The organism is Methylomonas rhizoryzae, from assembly GCF_008632455.1.
Lineage (GTDB): Bacteria > Pseudomonadota > Gammaproteobacteria > Methylococcales > Methylomonadaceae > Methylomonas > Methylomonas rhizoryzae.
On sequence record NZ_CP043929.1, the window covers coordinates 869777 to 888637 of the forward strand.

Genomic DNA, 18861 nt, shown 5'->3' on the forward strand with positions numbered 1-18861 from the left:
GGGCAAGAGGGTTTAGGATTCTAATTGATTTAAGCGCTTTTCCAGGTCTTTGACTTTTTGCAACAATTCCGGCAGTTTAGCCAGCGCGGCCAATTCGCGCCAGATCACTTTGCGGTCTTTGGCCGGGCTGCCCCAGACTTGGCTGCCGGGCGCTATGTCTTGCGAGACGCCGCTGCGCGCCATCACCACCGCCCGACTACCTATTTTGACATGGTCCGCCACGCCGACGCTGCCTGCCAAGATAGCGCCATCGCCGATCTCGCACGATCCGGAGATGCCGCATTGTCCGCAGACGATGACGTTTTTGCCGACCTGATTGTTGTGGCCCAGCTGCACCAAGTTGTCGATTTTGCTGCCCCAGCCGATGCGGGTGGAACCCAAAGCGCCGCGGTCTACGCAGGTATTGGCGCCGATTTCCACGTTGTCTTCTATGACCACGTTGCCGACGTGCGGGACTTTGACGTGCCGGTTGCCGCGGTATTTATAGCCGAAGCCGTCGGCGCCTATGATGGCCCCGGAATGAATGGTCACGTTATCGCCGATTTGGGTGCGATCGTAGATCACCGCGTTCGGGTAAATCCGGCAATTTTTGCCGATCACCACCTGATTGCCGATATGGGCATTGGCGTCTATGGTGCTGCCGTCGCCGACCCGGCTATGTTGACCTATGCTGGCGAACGGCCCTACGTGTACGTCGCTGCCGAGTTCGGCGCTGGCGGCGATGGCGGCACGTTCCGATAGTTGCCTCTCGAGAGCCGGTTCCGGGTGCAGGGCTTTGACGGCGTCAATGAAGCTGATTTCCGGGTCTGCGCAAACCAACAGGGTTAAGCCGGCCGGCACATCGGCGTCCAGTAACGCTTCGGAAATGAAACAGGCCGATGCGCGGCAATCTTTCAGATATTTTTTGTATTTGCCGTCGCTGAGTACCGTGACTTGGTGTGCTTGGGCCGACATGATGTCGGCGGCCGATAAAATGTCCACGCCGCCGTCGCCGCGTGTTTCGGCGCCGCATAAGCGGGCTAATTCCGTTATTTGCATGCTGTGTCCTATTTCCAAATGCCTATGATGTGGGTGAAGTCGTCCGTCCAGGGTTTTAGACCGAAGGTTAGCGGCAATTTTTGCCAATGGCCGAGCGGACTGTGTTGCAGCTTGTCCAGGCGCTGCGGGTTTTTAGCGATCACCACCCAGTCGGTAGCGACTACCAAGGGTATGTCGGTTTCCGGTTTGAACTCTTGAAGCAAGCCGGCGAGTTTTTGGCTTTCGACATGGTCGGCCAAAACTTTTTTCAAAGCCAGGTGGCGGTTGGTGATATGAAATGCCAGCAGGCCGTCCGGCTTCAATTTGTTCAAATAAAGTTGCAAGGCCTCCCGGGTCAGCAAATGGGTAGGCACCGCGTCGGAGCTGAAGGCATCCATGATCAATAAATCGAAACTTTGCTCGCTTTCTTTTTCCAGGGATAAGCGGGCGTCGCCGATGACCATGTGCGCTTGCGGGTTGCAGCGTTGCAGATAATGAAACCAGGTCGGGTCTTGCGCGACTTTGACCACCAAAGGATCGATTTCGTAGAAACTCCAGTTTTGTTCCGGTTTGGCGTAGCAGGCTAAGGCACCCGCGCCCAGGCCGACCGCGCCTATCCGCCAGTTGCCGTTTTGATCGTCGAATTCGGCGAACAACTGGCCGATAGGACCAGGGCGGCTGTAATAGGTTAAAGGCGTGGTGATCTGGCTGGCGGTCAAACGTTCGGCGCCGTGTTTGGTAGTGCCATGGTACAGTTCGTGAACTTTTTCCGGCCGGCTGCGTTCGTCCGCTATCACGGTTGCGCGTACTGACAACACGCCGAAAAAAGTCCGTTCTTGAAACAAGGTGTTGCTGGCCAAACTATGCAAGCCTAGTGCGAATATCAGGATCACCGCAGTTAAAAGTCCGAGTCCCAGCGGGTGGTGTCGTACGGAATAGGTCAGGCCGGCCAGCAGGATCAAGGCGCCGCCGATGACGTCGAGATACTGAAACAAGTCGTCGCTGCCGAAGTAGATGCCAAAACCCAATGCCAAAAGGACAAGCGGGAATATGGTTTGCCACCACCAGCGGCCGCTGCGGAAACCCGGCCTTAGTAACAGTGCGGCCACTATCATGATCGGATATTCGTAGACCGCGTTGAATATAAACGGCGCTACAAAGGTATTGAACAGACCGCCTAACATGCCGGCAAACGACATGATCAAATAAAACCGGGTTAGGTAACGAGCCGGCGGCCGTTGTTTGGCCAATTCGCCGTGGCAGACCATGACGGCCAGAAAGAACGCCAAGCAATGCAGAATCAGATCCAGCCAATAAGGCAGCACCGCCGGATTAATGAAGGAATAAGCGATGAACAGCAAAAGTACCGCCGGTTGAGCGGCAAGCATGGCGGGGTGTATGCAAGCGGCCCATTTGGAAAATACCAGAATGAAACTCAGCAGGTACAAGGTCAGCGGCACTATCCACAGCAGCGGAACCGCGGCGATGTCGGTACTGATGTATTGTGTCAGGCCCAATAACAAGCTGGACGGCACCAGAGCCAGAGCCAGCCAATGCAGTTCCTGCCAACGCCCGGGCGGCGGCAGGTCGGTTTCAGGATCCGCTTCGGCATCCGCGCCATCGTCGCTTGGTAATTCCGGATGTTTGCGCCACAGGGCTAGAGCGCAGGACAAGATTAGCAGGCATAGCAAGCCGTAACCTATGCTCCAGAGCAGCCGTTGATCGGCCAAACCGATATTGGGTTCCAGCAAAAAAGGATAACTCAGCAAGGCCAGCAAGCTGCCGGCATTACTGGCGGCGTATAGATAGTAAGGGTCGCTGCTGCTGCGGTGGCCCAAGTGAGAGAACCATTTTTGCAGTAACGGCGCCGTCGCGGAGACCACGAAAAACGGCAGACCGATTGCAACGAACAAAGTGCGGATCAGCCAAAACGCGGGATTGCCGTCGGTGGGCGGCTCGGCTTGTTCCGGCAGGGCCACCGGCAATACCAAGACACTGAATATCATCAGTGCGGTGTGAATCTGAATTTGCCGCAAGTCGCCGGCCCGGCTACTCAAGCGATGGGCATACCAATAACCGCCGAACAACAGTGTCTGATAAAACACCATGCAGGTGTTCCAGACCGCCGGCGTGCCGCCCAGCAGAGGCAGTAATAATTTGCCGAACAGCGGTTGCAGCACGAACATCAGCATCGCGCTGAGGAACAAGGTGGTGGCGAATAATGCCACCGGCGATAAAGCATGTTTTGAAGAAGAGGTCATGTCAGCTATTGTTGTTATTAGACTCGGCTGCGTAACGCGGTGGTTTTCCAGCGGCCTGCTACGTAATCCAGCGCTTCTTGTATGTTGAGATCGCGGGTGCCGCCGCCGGTGCGCACGAAAAATTTCGGGGTATTGCCCTGGTTTAGAAATACCGGTCGAATGGCCGGGGAAATGATAACCCGGCACACGTCTTTATGGTCAACGACGTGAAACAGCACGTGCACGCTAGGGCAGAGATCCGCGCCTAAATTGGCGGAAATGCCGGTCATCAAGGCTTGTTCGAAGCCGTCGCGGTCCGGCCGTTTCAAGGTTTGGTAATCGGGCTCCAAACCCAGGATTTCGCCGTTATCCGCCACGCCTATCAACAAGGTGCCGCCGAGGTGACTGTTGAAAAAACCCGCCAAGGTTTTCATGATCACCATTTCCAGATTGCGGTTGACCCGCAATTCCTGCAGGTCCCAGCGCAGCGACGATTTGAATTCCAACAACGGCCCTTCGCCTTGACGGACAATGGAGGGCAAATCTTTGTCCAGTTCGGCCTTCAATGCGTCCAAATCCAGCAGGCGTTTGTGCAACACCTGGTAAAAACCCAGCGACAACAAACCGAGCAAGGCGCCGATTTCGGCGTAAAACACGATGATGTTGTTTTGGTTGATCTGTCCGGTGACGACTTCCGAAAATTGGGTCAGGACGAATTCGATAGACGATAGCGGGTCGGCGTTGCGCTCTCTGGAGCTGATGTAGTCGTAGCTGGGCGCCAATAGGAAAATGCCCATGCCGGCGCCTATCCAGGCGGCAAAAAAATAAATCTTCAGTTTTTGTTTCCAGATTTCCAGCAACTGCAGCAAAAAGCGTTTCATGGCGCGGGAATGTCCGAATTCGATGGGGATATATGCATTGAAACCGTTAGCCGACAGGCGGTGCCGCGCTTGTTGAATGCAGCATAGGCAGCGTCGATAAAACGCCTTAGCACGTCGGGACGTTGTGGTTTTTTAAATCGTGGCATTTACCGGATTAAACCGTTCTAAACGAGAGATTTGCCATGATGAGCATGCGCTGTTGAATAGGTGTTTCACCGTAGATGCACTAAAGATGGGCGTTACCGTGTTAGAGGTATGTTCGCCGCTTGAGCCGAGCTGCAGCCGCTATGTTAACTGAAACCCGCGGATTTATTCAGTGTTTTAGCGCTTAGTTAACCGAAGGCGGCTAAACGCGGCCGGTTAACGTTACAGTTGCTATGCCCGTTAGAACGATACGCGGAGTCAACATGCGAAATAACGCAGTGCGGAAAATGAATTTGATACCGGCCCTGTCTGGAAGTGCCGGTTGCGACTTGCCAGGTGTGGTTTGGTTGTTTACTTCGGCCTTGCTAGGCGGCATGGGCCTGAAACGGCGCTGACCCGGTCGATTGCACTCGGCGCGCCAGGCGGGTGAGGGCGATGCGGCGGCCCTCGCACTCCGCCGGCGCGGCGTCGGCTTAGTCCAAATTGTCGGTGACCGCGCCCTGCGAAGCCGAACTGACCAATTTGGCATATTTGGCCAATACGCCGCGGGTGTAGCGCGGGGCGGGCGCTTGCCACTTTTCGAAACGACGGGCGATTTCGTGCTCGTTGACGTGTAGGGTCAATTGCTTGGTTTCGGCATCTATGGTGATTTGATCGCCGTCTTGCACGACGGCCAGCGTGCCGCCGACCTGCGCTTCCGGGGTGATGTGGCCGACCACGAAGCCATGGGTGCCGCCGGAGAAACGGCCGTCGGTGATCAGCGCGACGTCCTTGCCCAGGCCTTTACCCATGATCGCCGAGGTGGGAGACAGCATTTCCCGCATGCCGGGGCCGCCTTTTGGACCTTCGTAGCGGATCACGATCACATCGCCCTTGACGATGCTGCCGTCCAAAATCGCTTTCAAGGCTTGTTCTTCGGCGTCGAACACTTTGGCTTTGCCGGTAAACACCAAACCTTCCTTGCCGGTGATTTTGGCCACCGCGCCTTGCGCCGCCAGATTGCCGTACAAAATCGCCAAATGACTGTCTTTCTTGATCGGGTTGTCCAGCGGGCGGATCATGTCTTGTCCGGCCGGATAGTCTTGGACGCCGGCCAGATTTTCCGCCAAAGTTTTGCCGGTCACGGTCAGGCAGTCGCCGTGTAGCAGGCCGATGTTCAACAATTCTTTCATCAACGGTTGAATGCCGCCGATTTCCACCAATTCGGCCATTTGGTATTTGCCGCTGGGTTTCAGGTCGGCCAGCATCGGGACTTTGGCGCCGATGCGGGTAAAGTCGTCCAGCGTCAAATCGACGCCGGTGGCGTTGGCCATCGCCAATAAATGCAACACTGCGTTGGTGGAACCGCCCAGCGCAATCACCACGGTAATGGCGTTTTCGAAGGCCGCTTTGGTCATGATGTCGCGTGGCTTGATGTCTTTTTGCAAGAGTTCCAGCACCGCCGCACCGGCGCGCTCGCAATCGAGTTTTTTGTCGTTGGAGATTGCCGCTTGTGCCGAACTGTTCGGCAGACTCATACCCAACGCTTCTATCGCCGACGCCATGGTATTGGCGGTATACATGCCGCCGCAGGAGCCGGCGCCCGGTATGGCTTTGGCTTCGATGGCCGCCAACTCGGCGTCGTCGATCTGGTTGTTGGCGCGGGCGCCGACCGCTTCGAACACCGACACCACGTCCAGCTTTTTATCGTTGTGGCAGCCGGGCAGGATGGTGCCGCCGTAGACGAAGATGGCCGGCCGGTTCAGACGGGCCAGCGCAATCATGCAGCCCGGCATGTTTTTGTCGCAACCGCCGATGGCGACCACGCCGTCGAAGCCTTGGCAGCCGACTACGGTTTCGATCGAATCGGCAATCACTTCCCGCGACACCAACGAGTATTTCATACCCTCGGTACCCATCGAGATGCCGTCGGAGATGGTAATGGTGTTGAATATCACCGCCTTGCCGCCGGCAGCGTCCACCCCGCGTGCCGCGTCGTCGGCCAGGTGGTTGATGTGCATGTTGCAGGGCGTAACCATGCTCCAGGTCGACGCAACGCCGATTTGCGGTTTGGCGAAGTCTTCGTTGTTGAAGCCGACGGCGTGCAGCATGGCGCGGCTGGGCGCGCGCTCCATGCCGTCGACGACGAGCGAGGAAAATTGGCGGGTTTTGTCGGTCATGGCTTTACGTCGAATAATGAATGAATCGAATGTTGCCTTGCGCGGGCTCGGCAAAGCGGGGGTGCCGGTTAACGGCGGTGGCGAATCATGGTTGGTAGGCGGCTAAAACGTGTCCCAGCCGCTGGAGCGGCGGCGCCAGCTAAGCTTGGGTAGAATGTAGCCTAATAATACGCCGAACAGCGCCAAGCCGCCGCCGTACAAAAACCAGTCTTGATTGGTGCTGTCGGTTAACGCTTGGTTTTCGCGTTTCAATTGCTGTAATTCCCGTTCGACGGTCACTACCCGTTCTTGCAATTGGTCGCGTTGTTGTTTCAGTTGGATGGCGTTGGCGGCTGTCTGTTGCAGTTCGGCCAATTCGGTGCCTAGGCGGTCTTTTTCCTTACCCATTTCTTCGCTGCCGACTTGCAAGGTTTTTAAGGCTTTGTTTTCTTCCTGCAAGGTTTCCAGCTTTTTGTTCAGCGCTTCCAATTGCGCTTTGGCACTGGGTTCCTTGCTGATGTAGCGGGTGAGTATGTAACCTTCGGCACCGTTGGCGGCTTGCACGTAGGTGTAGCCGTTTTCGGTGTTGTCGCCCAGGATGTTTAGCGGCGTGCCGTTAGGCAGCATGCGCACGATGCGGCTGCGTTCGCTTTCGCCGCTACGTATGGGCAGGTCTACGCTGTCGGTTACGTAACCCGTTCTGGCATGTGCCAAACCGCTGCCGGCGATGAAAATCAGTAGGCGGAGTATGCATTTTTTCACGGCAAGGCTCTTTATGAGATCGACAATAAGCCGACGATTTTATCGAAATTATCCACAGATGAGAAATTCCAACAGCGCTTTTTGCGCGTGTAGGCGATTCTCGGCCTCCGGAAATACCACGCTTTGCGGGCCGTCTATCACCTCGGCGCTGACTTCTTCGCCGCGATGAGCCGGCAAACAGTGCATAAACAAGGCGTCCGGATGCGCGGCTTGCATGGTTTGCGTGTTGACTTGAAAGTGGCGAAACGCCACTTCGCGTTTTTTTTGTTCCTCTTCCTGGCCCATGCTGGCCCAGACGTCGGTGACGACCAGGTCGGCATTTTGAGCGGCTTGTTCGGGCGAGGCGCAAAAGGCGACTCGGTCGGTAGCCGGTTCGACGATGGCGCTTGACGGCCGGTAATCGTCCGGGCAAGCGATGTTCAATTTGAAGTCGAATTGTCTGGCGGCGTTGATATAGGAATGGCACATATTGTTGCCGTCGCCTATCCAGGCCACGGTTTTACCGGCGATGTCGCCGCGCCGTTCGAAATAGGTCTGCATATCGGCCAACAGCTGGCAGGGGTGTAGCAAATCGGTTAAGCCGTTGATGACCGGAACCCGCGAGTGTCGGGCGAAGGTGGTGACCGTTTCGTGTTTGTGGGTACGCAACATGATGCAATCGACCATGCTGGAGATGACTTTCGCACTGTCTTCCAGGGGTTCGCCGCGGCCTAATTGGGTGTCGCGCGGCGATAGAAAAATCGCGCTGCCACCGAATTGCACCATGCCGGATTCGAAGGAAATTCGGGTACGCGTGGACGATTTTTCGAAGATCATCGCCAACACTCGGCCTTTCAAAGGTTGAAAGTCGGGGTCGCGATGATTTTTCAATTCGATGGCCCGCTGAATCAGAGTGCGTAACTCGCTGCCGGTCAAATCGAGCAGGCTGGTGAAATGTCTGATGGGTTTCATGGGGTAACGGTGAATGCTTGGATGAGCGCGGATAGCGTGTCCGTTAGTTGGGCGATTTGCCGGTCGTCTATGACCAGGGGCGGCAGCAAGCGGATGGTGTTGTCTGCAGTGACGTTGATCAGCAAATGCTTTTGCAGGGCCATCCCCACCAGCGCGCCGCAGGGTTTATCCAGTTCTATGCCTATCATCAGGCCTTTATGTCTGATCGATACGACATGCGGATTGCCGGCGGTTTGTTCGGCGATAGCGTTACAAATTTGTGCGCCTTTGATTTCGGCTTGTTGCACCCAATCGCTATGCGTCAAGGTGTCCAATACTGCGAGCGCCGCGCTGCAGGCCAACGGGTTGCCGCCGAAAGTCGAGCCGTGATTGCCGGCTGTCAACACCGATGCGGCTTTGCCGCTGGCTAAACAGGCGCCTATTGGCACGCCGTTGCCCAAGGCTTTGGCCAAGGTACAAACGTCGGGCAGAATGCCGTTGTGCTGATAGGCGAAGAAACGACCGGTACGGCCTATGCCGGTTTGGATTTCATCCAACATCAGCAACAAGTCGAATTGATCGCATAAACCGCGAATCTGGTTTAAATAATCGGCGGCCGGGATGTTGACTCCGCCTTCGCCTTGTATCGGTTCGACCAATATGGCTACGACGTTGGGGTTGTTTTGTACCGCGGCGCGGATCGCACCGATGTCGTTATAAGGGACGTGAGCGAATCCGGGTAAGAGCGGAGCAAAACCTTGTTTGATTTTAAGATTGCCGGTCGCGCTTAACGAACCCATGGTGCGGCCGTGAAAGCTTTTATCCATAGTCACAACTATGGGTTCGGCGATGCCTTTGTCGTGGCCGTATTTGCGGGCGATTTTGATGGCGGCTTCGTTGGCCTCCGCCCCCGAATTGCAAAAAAAGGCGTTGTGCATCCCGCTCAGTTGGCACAGCTTATCGGCCAAGTCTTCTTGCAATTGGACGCCGTATAAGTTGGAACTATGAATCAAGCGCTGGCTTTGTCGGCAAAGGGCTTCGTGCACCGCCGGATGGGCGTGTCCCAAGTTGCAGACCGCGATGCCGGCGACCGCATCCAAATAGCGGTTTCCGTCCAAATCCCATAACCAAGCGCCTTCGCCGCGCTCGAATTTCACTGCTTGCCGGGCATAGGTAGGCATAAGGTGTGTGGTCATTTTGTTAAGAGCAAGAAGGAGTTACAAGTTCGGACGGAGCTAAAAAAAAGCCGCGATTATATTTTTTTGCTCCCCGCTTAGCAACAGGATTCTTGTGTTCGGTTTAGCCAAGTCGCATCCCGCGTTTGTTCTCGGCTTGCTGATCACGGGCGGGCGACGGCGTTTGTTAGCAAGCCCTTGATTGACGATTGTTGGGGGAGGCGTTTTCCTGCGAAAAAACTATCCGGCTGACGCCTTTGAGCTGAACAACAATCCCGGGGCATTCGGTTACATTTATGTTGGCAATCGCCTTAACCCTGCGATTTTACGCTCAATATATTTTGTCCGGACTGGTCGAGGTTTTTGTCCAAGGCTTTCAGTAACAGCTGATCTTGTTGATAGATGTCCCGATAAAAATGGACTTGGCCTTGCTGATCGACGAAAGAAGTCGAATAGATGAATAACACAGGGATAGGATTTTTTAAGGATACGCGGCGGGTTTTGCTGTCCGACATGGCTTGCAGAATGTTTTCGTTATTCCAATCGGAGTCCGGTTGGTTTTTTAATACGAATTCGGCCAATTTATCGGCTTGGGCAACTCTCACGCAGCCGTGGCTGAAATCGCGGCGGCTGCGTTCGAATAGTCTGGGCGATGAGGTGTCGTGCAAATACACGTCTTCTTTATTGGGAAAGACGAATTTGACTTTGCCCAGCGGGTTATTTTTGCCGGGGCGTTGTCTGACCCGAACCCGGCCGCTTTTCAGGTCTTCGAATACGCTGTCCCAGGAGTCGGCGTCGCTTTCGTTACGTTCCACCAGCTCGATGTCCTGGCTCTCCAAGTAGCCGATGTCTTCGTATAGTTTGGGGAGAATTTCCTTATCGAGAATGCTTTGCGGGATGTTCCAGTAGGGCATGAATTCCAGATAACGCATTTTTTCGAACAACACCGGCGTTGGGTTCTGCAGCGCTTTGCCGACGATGACTTTCAGATTCAACGGTTCGCTATCGTCGTTATCGTTGAAGGCCCATAATTGAAAAGCCGGGATGTTGACAATAATCAGCGGACCGTCGATGTCGTCCGGCAGCCAGCGCAAGCGCTCCAAAGCCAGTTCGATCTGCAAGATTTTTTGTTGCAGCGTTTCGTTCAATTTAGCGGCGGTTTCCGTGCCGATGATGCCGTCGGCCAGCAAGCCGTTCTGCAGTTGAAAGTTTTTTACGCCTTGTTGCAGCACTTCCGAATAGATTGTGTCTTCTGCGAGCGATTGCGGGCTCATCGCGCCGGCTTGAATTAAACGTTGCCGTAGCAATGGCATTTGCGGGTGAGTCTCGAACGGATGCAGTGATGCATTGAACAGCAAGGCTTCCCGGTTGGCTTCTTTGGGTAACTTTCGGTAAGCGGCTAATACGTTTTGTAATTGCCGGTATTGTTTGAATTTCGGCCGCAGTTGGTCCGGCAGTTTATTGAGCGTTTGATGTTCGAGCGCTTGCGCCAGCAACGCCGGAATGTCGAGGGTTCGGTTTTTGCCGAAGGTTTGCGGATAATCGAGTTGCTGCGGGCTGACCCTGCCAAAATGCAAGTCGTTGGCGTAGCGCAAAAAAGCGATGGAAAAAGCGGTGTCGAATTCTGCCAGTTCTTGCACGGCGCCGGTCGCTATCGAGCCGGCCAGGGTCAAATTTTTCCGCAGCAGTTCGGCATCGTAATAGCGCGGGTCGAGTCCGTCCGCAAAGGCCTGGGCAATCATCGTCAGACCTTGTTCGACCGCCGTATGATTTCGATTTGGGGGTAACCAGAGCAGTTGGTAACCGGTTTGCCGATATAGTGAGGCTAGCTGTTCGGCGAGTGGGGAAAAATCCGGCGAACTCAGCAGCGGATTGCGTTTGCCGGCGATGAGGGTTTTGAGCGCATCGGCCGTTGCGTCTTTTGCACCGGCGTTATCGGTTGCCGATTCGGTTTGCGCGGAAAACAGCAGTAATGCCAACAGCATCAGATAAAACGCGCGGGGAATAGTCCCGGATTGGCGCCCATGATTTTGCATAATAGACTCGATACACAAAGGCCCATAGGAAAGGCGAGTGTTTAGTTAACTCGCCGACGACAGGAAAACCTTAAGCCGTTCGGTTTGAGAAGCGGGGGATGCAACGGCTTGATCCCCCCTGATTTTCGCCGGCGCTTTAATAAACGTCTCTGACGTAACGTTTTTCTTTTTTCAAATTATTGACGTATTCGACAGTGTCGACCAGCGTCAGTTTGCCGTGTTCCCTAATGATGTCGTGCAAGGCTTGGTCGACGTCTTTAGCCATCCGGTAAGCGTCGCCGCAGACGAAAAAATAGCCACCTTGTTCTAGCCAGGCGAACAGCTCGGCACCGTGTTCCTTCATACGATCTTGCACGTAGATTTTCTGTTCTTGATCGCGGGAGAAAGCTAAATCCAGGCGGGTTAAAATGCCTGTAGCTTGCATGTCTTCGATTTCGTTGCGATAAATGAAATCGGTGGCTGCGTTACGATCGCCGAAGAATAACCAATTTTTGCCATTGGCGTTGCGGGCGCGGCGTTCCTGCAAAAAAGCGCGGAACGGCGCAATCCCTGTGCCGGGGCCTACCATGATCATCGGTAAATTATCGTCGGCAGGAACCCGAAAGTTATTGTTTGGGGTGAAAAAAATCTTCACGTCGCTGTCTGCGTCGACCAAGTCCGCCAGATAGGTGGAGCAAACCCCTTTGTGATGGCGGCCGTGTGCGTCGTAACGAACGCTGGCGACGGTCAGATGAACCGCGTCCGGATGTTGCTTGCTGCTGGAGGAGATCGAATAGGCACGGTGCTGCAAAGGTTTCAGCAAGGCCAGGAATTCCGCGGCGGATAATTCGACGGACGGGAACTGTAACAGCAAATCCAGGGTGTCTCGACCCCAAAGATAGTCGGACAGTTGATCTTTATCGCCGGCTTGCAGAAGGGCGTTCAACTGTTGATCGCCCGAGCGTCTGGCTATTTCCTCGACCAATTCCTTGCTGGGGGTTTTGATTTCGAAATGGGTGCGCAAGGCTTCGGACAGCGGCATCAATTCGCCGCCGACCGGCTCGTCCTCGCTGCCGGTACAACCTAGTGCCTTGACGATTTGTGCGACAAGGTCGGGACAGTTGGTCGGTACGACGCACAGGGCGTCGCCGGCTTCGTAGCTGAGTCCGGACCCGGCAATCGAGATTTCGTAATGGCGGGTTTCCTTCGACGAATGTTCCGCGGTCAACAGACGGTTGGCCAGCAGTTTGGCCGGGAATGGATTTTTGCGGTTGTAGGCCGGTTTACCGTTGTCTTGACTGCCAGTATCGACCACGGCGACGGTGGCGGCACCTTCGGCCATCAGTGGGATGACCTCGCTAATCCATTTTTCGGCCGGAGTTTCGAAGTCGACGTCGCAATCCACCCGATCGAAAATCCGCTTGGCCCCCAATGCGCTCAGCCGGTTATCCCAATCTATCCCGGCTTGGCAAAACAAATCGTAGCTGGTATCGCCTAAAGCCAGTACCGAGTATTTGACGTTTTCCAGGCGCGGCGCGTTATCGCCGTTGGCCGCCTCCCACAGCATTTCGGCATTGTCGGGCATCGCCCCTTCGCCATAGGTGCTGGTAATGATCAGCAAATATTCCATTTGCGCCAGCTGGCCGATTTCCACTTCATCCATGCTTTTCGCGACCGGCAGCAAGCCGTGGCTTTTGGCTCTGGCGGCGGTATCGTGGGCCAGGGATTCCGAATTACCGGTTTGACTACCGTACAAGATGTGCAAAGTTCGGGCATTTGCGGGGTTGACGCTGCCGGCGCTCTGGATCATGTGGCTATGCATGCCGGCAAAAAATCCGCTTAGCCAAGCGCGCTGAATTTCACTAAAAGGGGCGTTTTCGGGAATAAAAGGTGATTTCATTTCTATACCAATGGGGTCGTGTCAAACAGACCCGGTCGCTTTACAAATCAATACTCGCTGTGTGTCGCTGAATGTTTAACCGCACTTAATCGCCGGCCCCGTCGCCGGGCGACGAGAGCCGGAGAATGCCGGCATTGCCAACCGGAATTTAAGGCTATGCTATTTCGCTGTCCAGCATTTCCTTTACGATGGCTAAGCTTTCCAAGCTCGCCAAATTTTTGTCGACCGAGGGCACCTCGGCCAATGCTGTCCGATTGATTCGGTTTTGTTGAATGATCCAAGCGGTGGAGCCGATTGAATAGATGCTTTGCACATCGCGCAACATCAATGTGGTTTTGTAATCCGTCAAGCGTTTTTGCGCCATTAACGCGGCCAGTTGCTTGTCGTCGTATTGGCTATACGCTTCGCGGATGTTTTTGATTAACGCATCTTGCAATTTGCGCGGCCTTTCGGTGATCAGTTTATAGGCGTGTTTATCGATCAAGGCCGGTGTCACCGGCAATCCGGACTTGTCGAGCTGATCCTTGGCGATTTGCTGAGCTTTGTCGATCACTGCGTAGCTATTGATCAATTTCAGCGTCAACTCGGTGTCGGTTTCGCCATAAGCCGGGATGGCGCCGCCGAATAACGCGGCACCGGATAGGTAGGCGCGTTTGATTTGCTCGATTTGCTGTTGAGCGAACGCCACCGACAGTTCTTCGATCATGGCTTTGCGGTCCATGCTTTGTTGTAAATAGTCGGCGGTTTGGGTACGGTTCAACCAAGTCGGTAGTGCAAATTTGAAAAATTGACGCTCTACAGGCCAATTAGCCATGATGCGTTTGGCCGTTTCCGAATCGGTGTGTTCGATGTGCTGCTGCAGCATGTACAAAATAAATTGCTCATGCGCTTGCGCCATTTCGCTGTCTTCGGTCAAACGATGCAGGGTGACGGACGTTTTATCGTACAGGGCTTCCAAACGATCGTGTGGATCGTATTGATAGGCGTTGCCGCCGGACATGCCGGTGCAATAACCCTTGCCGAAACCGCCTAAATTCAATACCGCGCCGTTGATCATGTATTCGCAGGCGAAATCGCCCACGCCTTCCACCACCGCCATCGCGCCGGAGTTACGTACCGCAAAGCGGTCGCCGGCTTCTCCGTTGATGAAGGTTTTGCCGCCGGACGCGCCGAACAGGGCGAAATTGCCGATTAACACGTTTTCACCGGCTTGACTGGAGCCACCGCCCGGCGATTTAACCACGATGGTGCCGCCGCATGCGGTTTTACCGACGCCATCGTTGCAGGTGCCGGTGTGTTCCATGCGCAACCCGTCGTTGTTGAAAGCGGCATAGCTCTGGCCGGCCGAGCCGTAGGTGCGGACGGTGATGGTGTCGTCGGCCAGATAACGCCGGCCGTGCTGGTTGGTGTAGATGATTTTGCTTGCGGATATTTGTTCTGCCGACAATTCGTATTGCAGTAGCCGCTCCAAATCGATGGCGGTTTGTCCGCCTACGCTTTTGTTGCGGTTGTTCAATTTGAATTCGCTGCCTTCGATCACGATAGCGTTACGGCCTTTGTCGAACAGCTCGGATTTCACCCGAGCGAAGATCAGGTCGTCGATGGCAAAGTTTTTTTCCAGATAGATCGGCTTTTCAATTTTGACTTCTTGGACTTCGGCGAGCAATTTTTGCAAGTGCAACTGACCTATCATGCTTGGGTGATTGATCAGATGCAGCAATTCGGTTTTGCCGCGAATCTCTTTCAAACTTTGGTAGCCCAAATCCGCCAAAATTTCGCGCACTTCGTGGGCCAAATTCATGAAATATTGAGCCAATACCCGCGGGTCGCCTTTGAACTCTTCGTGGGCGGTGGTCAAACCGGCCGGACAACGTATGTTGCAGTTTTTGGCCATCACGCAGCGCAGCATCATTAGCGCCGTGGTGCCGAATTCGAAGGAGTCCGCGCCGAGTATGGCCGATTTGATTACGTCGGCGCCGTTTTGGTGGGCGGCGCTGCAACGCAGGACGACTTTGTCGCGCAAGCCGTTGACCGCCAGCGCTTGATGCACTTCGGCGATGCCGATTTCCGGAGAGCGGCCGGTATTTTTCAAGCTGGTGACCGCTGCCGCTCCGGTACCGCCGGTATTGCCGGCTACGTTGATCACGTCGGCGCCGGCTTTGGCGACGCCGACCGCGATAGTGCCTATGCCTTCTGAGGATACCAGTTTGACGATCACCCGAACGCGGGCGGCTTTGGCGTCGTGGATCAGCTGGCCCAAGTCTTCGATCGAATAGGTGTCGTGATGCGGCGGCGGGCTGACCAGTTCGACTTTCGGCGTGCCGCCGCGTAAAGCGGCTATTTCCACCGAGACCTTAGGCGCTGGTAGTTGGCCGCCTTCTCCGGGTTTTGCGCCTTGGCCGATCTTGATTTCGATTTCTTCCAGATTCGGGTCGGCTAAATAGCCGGCCCAAACGCCGAAGCGGCCGGACGCAAATTGCTTGATCTTGCTGGAGCGTATGGTGCCGAAGCGGCTGGAGTGTTCGCCGCCCTCGCCGGAGTTGCTCATGCCGCCGGCGATGTTGGTGCCCTGGGCGACGGCTTCGTGGGCTTCGGCCAACAACGCGCCGTGGCTCATCGCGCCGGAAGCCAGGGTCGGGGTGATTTGGTGAGCCGGTTGTACCTGATCCAGCGCTATCCGTTCTCGGCCGGGTTTTACCTTGCTCAAGTAGTGGTACAACAGACTGTCGCTATCGTTGACGCGGATGTTGAGATTGCCGTCTTCTATCGACGCCGCAAAATCCTGTCCTAAGAAGCGGGCTTTAAAATGTTCCGCGAGTTCTTTTAGCCGTGTTGCATTGTTATCGGACGTCAGTTCGATCCGGAACACCGCGCCGTTGCTTTGAGTAACGCTGAGGCCGCGAATCAAAAAGTTGTTGTTCCCCGGTAGGTTTTGGCTTCCGAGTAAGCGGTCGAAATCGGCTTTGCTCTGTGCTGTGCTGACGTCGACGGGAAATTCCATGACGTCACGTAGCGCAGCCGGGCGAACCGCGCGCTCCTGCGCCAGATTTTTGGTAAAACTGCGATAGGCAGGGGTAATGCCGAACGCGTCGATCTGCGCCGGCGTGCGTTTTTCGTAGCCGAAATCCAGGTAAGCGGTATCGCTGGCCTGTGCGGCTTGCTGTTGCGGTACGTATAGAATCGCTTCGTCGGTCATGGCGATATATTCGCGTACCGCGGTGTTGCCGAAGGTATGGCCGGCGCCGTCTTGACGTTCCTTGAACAGGCCGAGGAAGGGGATGTCGCTTTCGCTTTGTACTGTCAGGGCTTTATGATGCCATTCGCAAGCACTGGCGGCTATATCGGAAAACCGCGCGCCGCCGACCGACGAGTTAATGTTCGGAAAATAAGGCTTCAGCTTGGGTTCATCGGTATCGAGATAATTGGATTCGAAAAATTCGCCGCCGATATAACTTTCCGCAGTGCACAGGCCGAATTTGCCCATGGTTTTCATCAACGATTTTTCTACGCCTTTTTGGAAGTGGTACAAGGCCTTTTGCCGTGCCGCCGCGTCGACGTATTCGGTCACTACCCGGTTATGCACGCTGAGCGGGCAAATCGCCGAGGCGCCGAATCCCAAAATCGTCGCCACGTCGTGCGGACTGGCCGCTTGTCCGGTTTCCATGATCAGCGACGAGTTGAAACGCAAGCCTTGCTTGACCAAATGTTGATTGGCTGCGGCAATCATCAGCAAGGCGGGTATCGCTGCGTGGGTCTTGCTGATGTTGGCGTCGCTTAGAATGATGATGCCGGTGTTGGCGCGCGCAGCCTGTTCGACCTGATTGCATACTGCTAAAAATGCTTGTTCCAGCAGCTGTTCGTTACGCTGTGGGTCGGCGAAATCAGGGGTGTACAGCATGTCCAGGGTTACGTGTTTGACCTGGGTTTGTCGGCGGATTTGTTCCAGTTGCGTGCGTTGCAGAATCGGCGACTCAATCATGAGCTGCTTACTGGCGCTAGGTGCGAATGTCGGTTTGGCGCCCAGGGCGACGCGCAAAGTCATGCCGTCACTTTCCCGTAAAGAGTCCAGCGGCGGATTGGTGACTTGGGCGAAGCGCTGGCTGAAGTAGCGCGACATGCCGCCTTCGGCCGCGCTCAATGCGTTGGGCGCCAGGCCGTAGCCCATGGCCGTGACTTTTTCCAGGCCGGTTTGCAGAATCGGATCGAGCAGGAATTTAAAGCTTTCCTGATTCAGCGAATAGGCGGTATGACGCTGGTCGATGTTCAATTCGTGGTCGTTGCCGACTTCGGCAAGCTCGACCTTGGGTAACTGGTCGATGTGTATACAACGTTGTGCCAATAACGATTTGTAGTCTTTTTCGCCGGCCAAGCGTTCCATGACTTGGCGGCTGTCGTAGGACTTGCCGCTGTGATGGTCGAAGTACAACATACCGCCGGCTTCGATACGGCCGCGGCGTAGCACTTGCTCGGGCGGAAAATCGATTTGCCCGGCTTCGGACATTACCGCCAGATACTCCGCGGTTTCGACCGAACGCAACGGGCGTAAGCCCAGGCGATCGAGGCGGGCGCCGACCCGAATGCCGTCGTTGAAAATCAAGGCCGCCGGGCCGTCGTTCTTCTCTTCGTACAGGCTGAAATATTCCAGCATGGCCCGGACTTCCGGAGACAGCGTCGGGTCGTTTTCCCAGGCCGGCGGCATCATGGCCAAAATGGCGGTAACGATGTCGAGTTCGTCTTCGTTAATGCGGCGGGTTAGGGTTTGGTCCAGGCGGCCGGAGTCCGATTGGCCGCAGGGGAATACGATGTGTTTATTGTTTTGTCGAGCAATGGCGTTTTCGCTGAGGCGGTTTTTTTTGTCGGTGTTCAGTTCGCCGTTATGCGCCATGTAACGGAACGGTTGTGCCATCATCGTGGCCGGCGCGGTATTGGTCGAGAAGCGGGTGTGGAAAAACAGGGTGCTGATTTCGTGGTCTTTGTCGTACAAGTCGACGAAGTACGGAATGACTTCAAACGAGTTCAGGCGGCCTTTGTAGACCAAGGTGCGCGAACTCATGGACAGCGGATAAAAACCTTGCAATTCCGGGCGTTTGAAGCCGTCCGCCTCTATGGCCAGCAAGGCTTGTTGAATATGTCTTTCGAAGGCGTCATGGCTTGCGTCGGTTAAAGAAGCGGGACGCCCGAAAATAAGCTGTTTGATCGGCAGTTGCGCTTTGACTGATGCGGCGTTCAGCACTGCTTTGTCGACCGGGACCTCGCGCCATTTGATAACCGGCAGATCGAACTCTTTTAAATGCGTTTCGATTAATTGTGTGGCAATCGCGTCGTATTGGGCGTGATTTTCCGGAAAAAAGAAATTGGCAACCCCGAATTGACCCGGTTGCAAACTCTCATTGCCGGTGATCTTGCGGAAGAAGGTTAACGACAGATCTATATTGACGCCGGCACCGTCACCTATGCCTTCGGCGCTCATGCCGCCGCGGTGAGGGATGGTGCACAAGGCTTCGTGCGATTTCAACAACAGGTCATGCGTCTGTTTGCTATCCTTGCGTGTGATGAAACCTACGCCGCAACTGTCTTGCGATAGGTCGGCATCGTAGAGCATGTGAATTGCGTTATATTTCTGGGCGTTATTGATCATTGCTATCCAGATCCTGTCTTG

11 protein-coding genes are annotated in these 18861 nt (G+C 55.1%); 1 reads left to right on the top strand and 10 read right to left on the bottom strand.

What is annotated here, in order from left to right; genetic code table 11:
- Positions 1 to 12: 12 nt before the first annotated feature.
- From lpxD to F1E05_RS04155, 3 genes are read right to left on the bottom strand one after another with little or no spacing between them, the layout of a single operon-like run.
- Positions 13 to 1038, bottom strand: coding sequence for a UDP-3-O-(3-hydroxymyristoyl)glucosamine N-acyltransferase (lpxD, locus tag F1E05_RS04145; protein WP_150047006.1), 1026 nt, complete (start codon positions 1036 to 1038; stop codon positions 13 to 15).
- An 8-nt stretch (positions 1039 to 1046) separates the two neighbouring features.
- Positions 1047 to 3278 (bottom strand): spermidine synthase, encoded by a 2232-nt coding sequence (locus F1E05_RS04150; protein ID WP_150047008.1) that lies wholly within the window; start codon positions 3276 to 3278, stop codon positions 1047 to 1049.
- Between the two features lie 17 nt (positions 3279 to 3295).
- Positions 3296 to 4138 carry an AlbA family DNA-binding domain-containing protein gene (locus F1E05_RS04155; protein ID WP_150047010.1) on the bottom strand — a complete coding sequence of 281 codons (843 nt, stop codon included), beginning with the start codon at positions 4136 to 4138 and terminating at the stop codon, positions 3296 to 3298.
- Between the two features lie 407 nt (positions 4139 to 4545).
- Here F1E05_RS04155 and F1E05_RS20710 point away from each other — a divergent pair, with 407 nt between their 5' ends.
- The gene (locus F1E05_RS20710) at positions 4546 to 4677 is read left to right on the top strand and encodes a hypothetical protein (RefSeq protein WP_269473493.1); all 132 of its coding nucleotides are present in this window, start codon (positions 4546 to 4548) and stop codon (positions 4675 to 4677) included.
- A 78-nt stretch (positions 4678 to 4755) separates the two neighbouring features.
- Here the strand turns inward: F1E05_RS20710 and ilvD are convergent, their stop codons facing one another.
- The 7 genes from ilvD to F1E05_RS04190 all read right to left on the bottom strand — a co-directional run bounded on the left by ilvD (position 4756) and on the right by F1E05_RS04190 (position 18840).
- Positions 4756 to 6441: a dihydroxy-acid dehydratase gene (gene ilvD, locus F1E05_RS04160; RefSeq protein WP_150047012.1), complete on the bottom strand. Its 1686-nt coding sequence runs from the start codon at positions 6439 to 6441 to the stop codon at positions 4756 to 4758.
- Between the two features lie 102 nt (positions 6442 to 6543).
- The gene (locus F1E05_RS04165) at positions 6544 to 7182 is read right to left on the bottom strand and encodes a TIGR04211 family SH3 domain-containing protein (RefSeq protein WP_232056774.1); all 639 of its coding nucleotides are present in this window, start codon (positions 7180 to 7182) and stop codon (positions 6544 to 6546) included.
- Between the two features lie 48 nt (positions 7183 to 7230).
- On the bottom strand, positions 7231 to 8133 hold the full coding sequence (gene argF, locus F1E05_RS04170) for an ornithine carbamoyltransferase (protein WP_150047016.1): 903 nt from the start codon (positions 8131 to 8133) through the stop codon (positions 7231 to 7233).
- Complete coding sequence (locus tag F1E05_RS04175; RefSeq protein ID WP_150047018.1) at positions 8130 to 9308, bottom strand: acetylornithine transaminase; 1179 nt, start codon at positions 9306 to 9308, stop codon at positions 8130 to 8132. The genes argF and F1E05_RS04175 overlap by 4 nt, the downstream gene beginning before the upstream one ends.
- A gap of 290 nt (positions 9309 to 9598) precedes the next feature.
- Complete coding sequence (locus F1E05_RS04180; RefSeq protein WP_232056775.1) at positions 9599 to 11323, bottom strand: L,D-transpeptidase family protein; 1725 nt, start codon at positions 11321 to 11323, stop codon at positions 9599 to 9601.
- A 136-nt stretch (positions 11324 to 11459) separates the two neighbouring features.
- Complete coding sequence (locus F1E05_RS04185; RefSeq protein WP_150047020.1) at positions 11460 to 13202, bottom strand: sulfite reductase subunit alpha; 1743 nt, start codon at positions 13200 to 13202, stop codon at positions 11460 to 11462.
- A gap of 154 nt (positions 13203 to 13356) precedes the next feature.
- Positions 13357 to 18840 (bottom strand): glutamate synthase-related protein, encoded by a 5484-nt coding sequence (locus F1E05_RS04190; RefSeq protein WP_150047022.1) that lies wholly within the window; start codon positions 18838 to 18840, stop codon positions 13357 to 13359.
- Between the last annotated feature and the right edge of the window lie 21 nt (positions 18841 to 18861).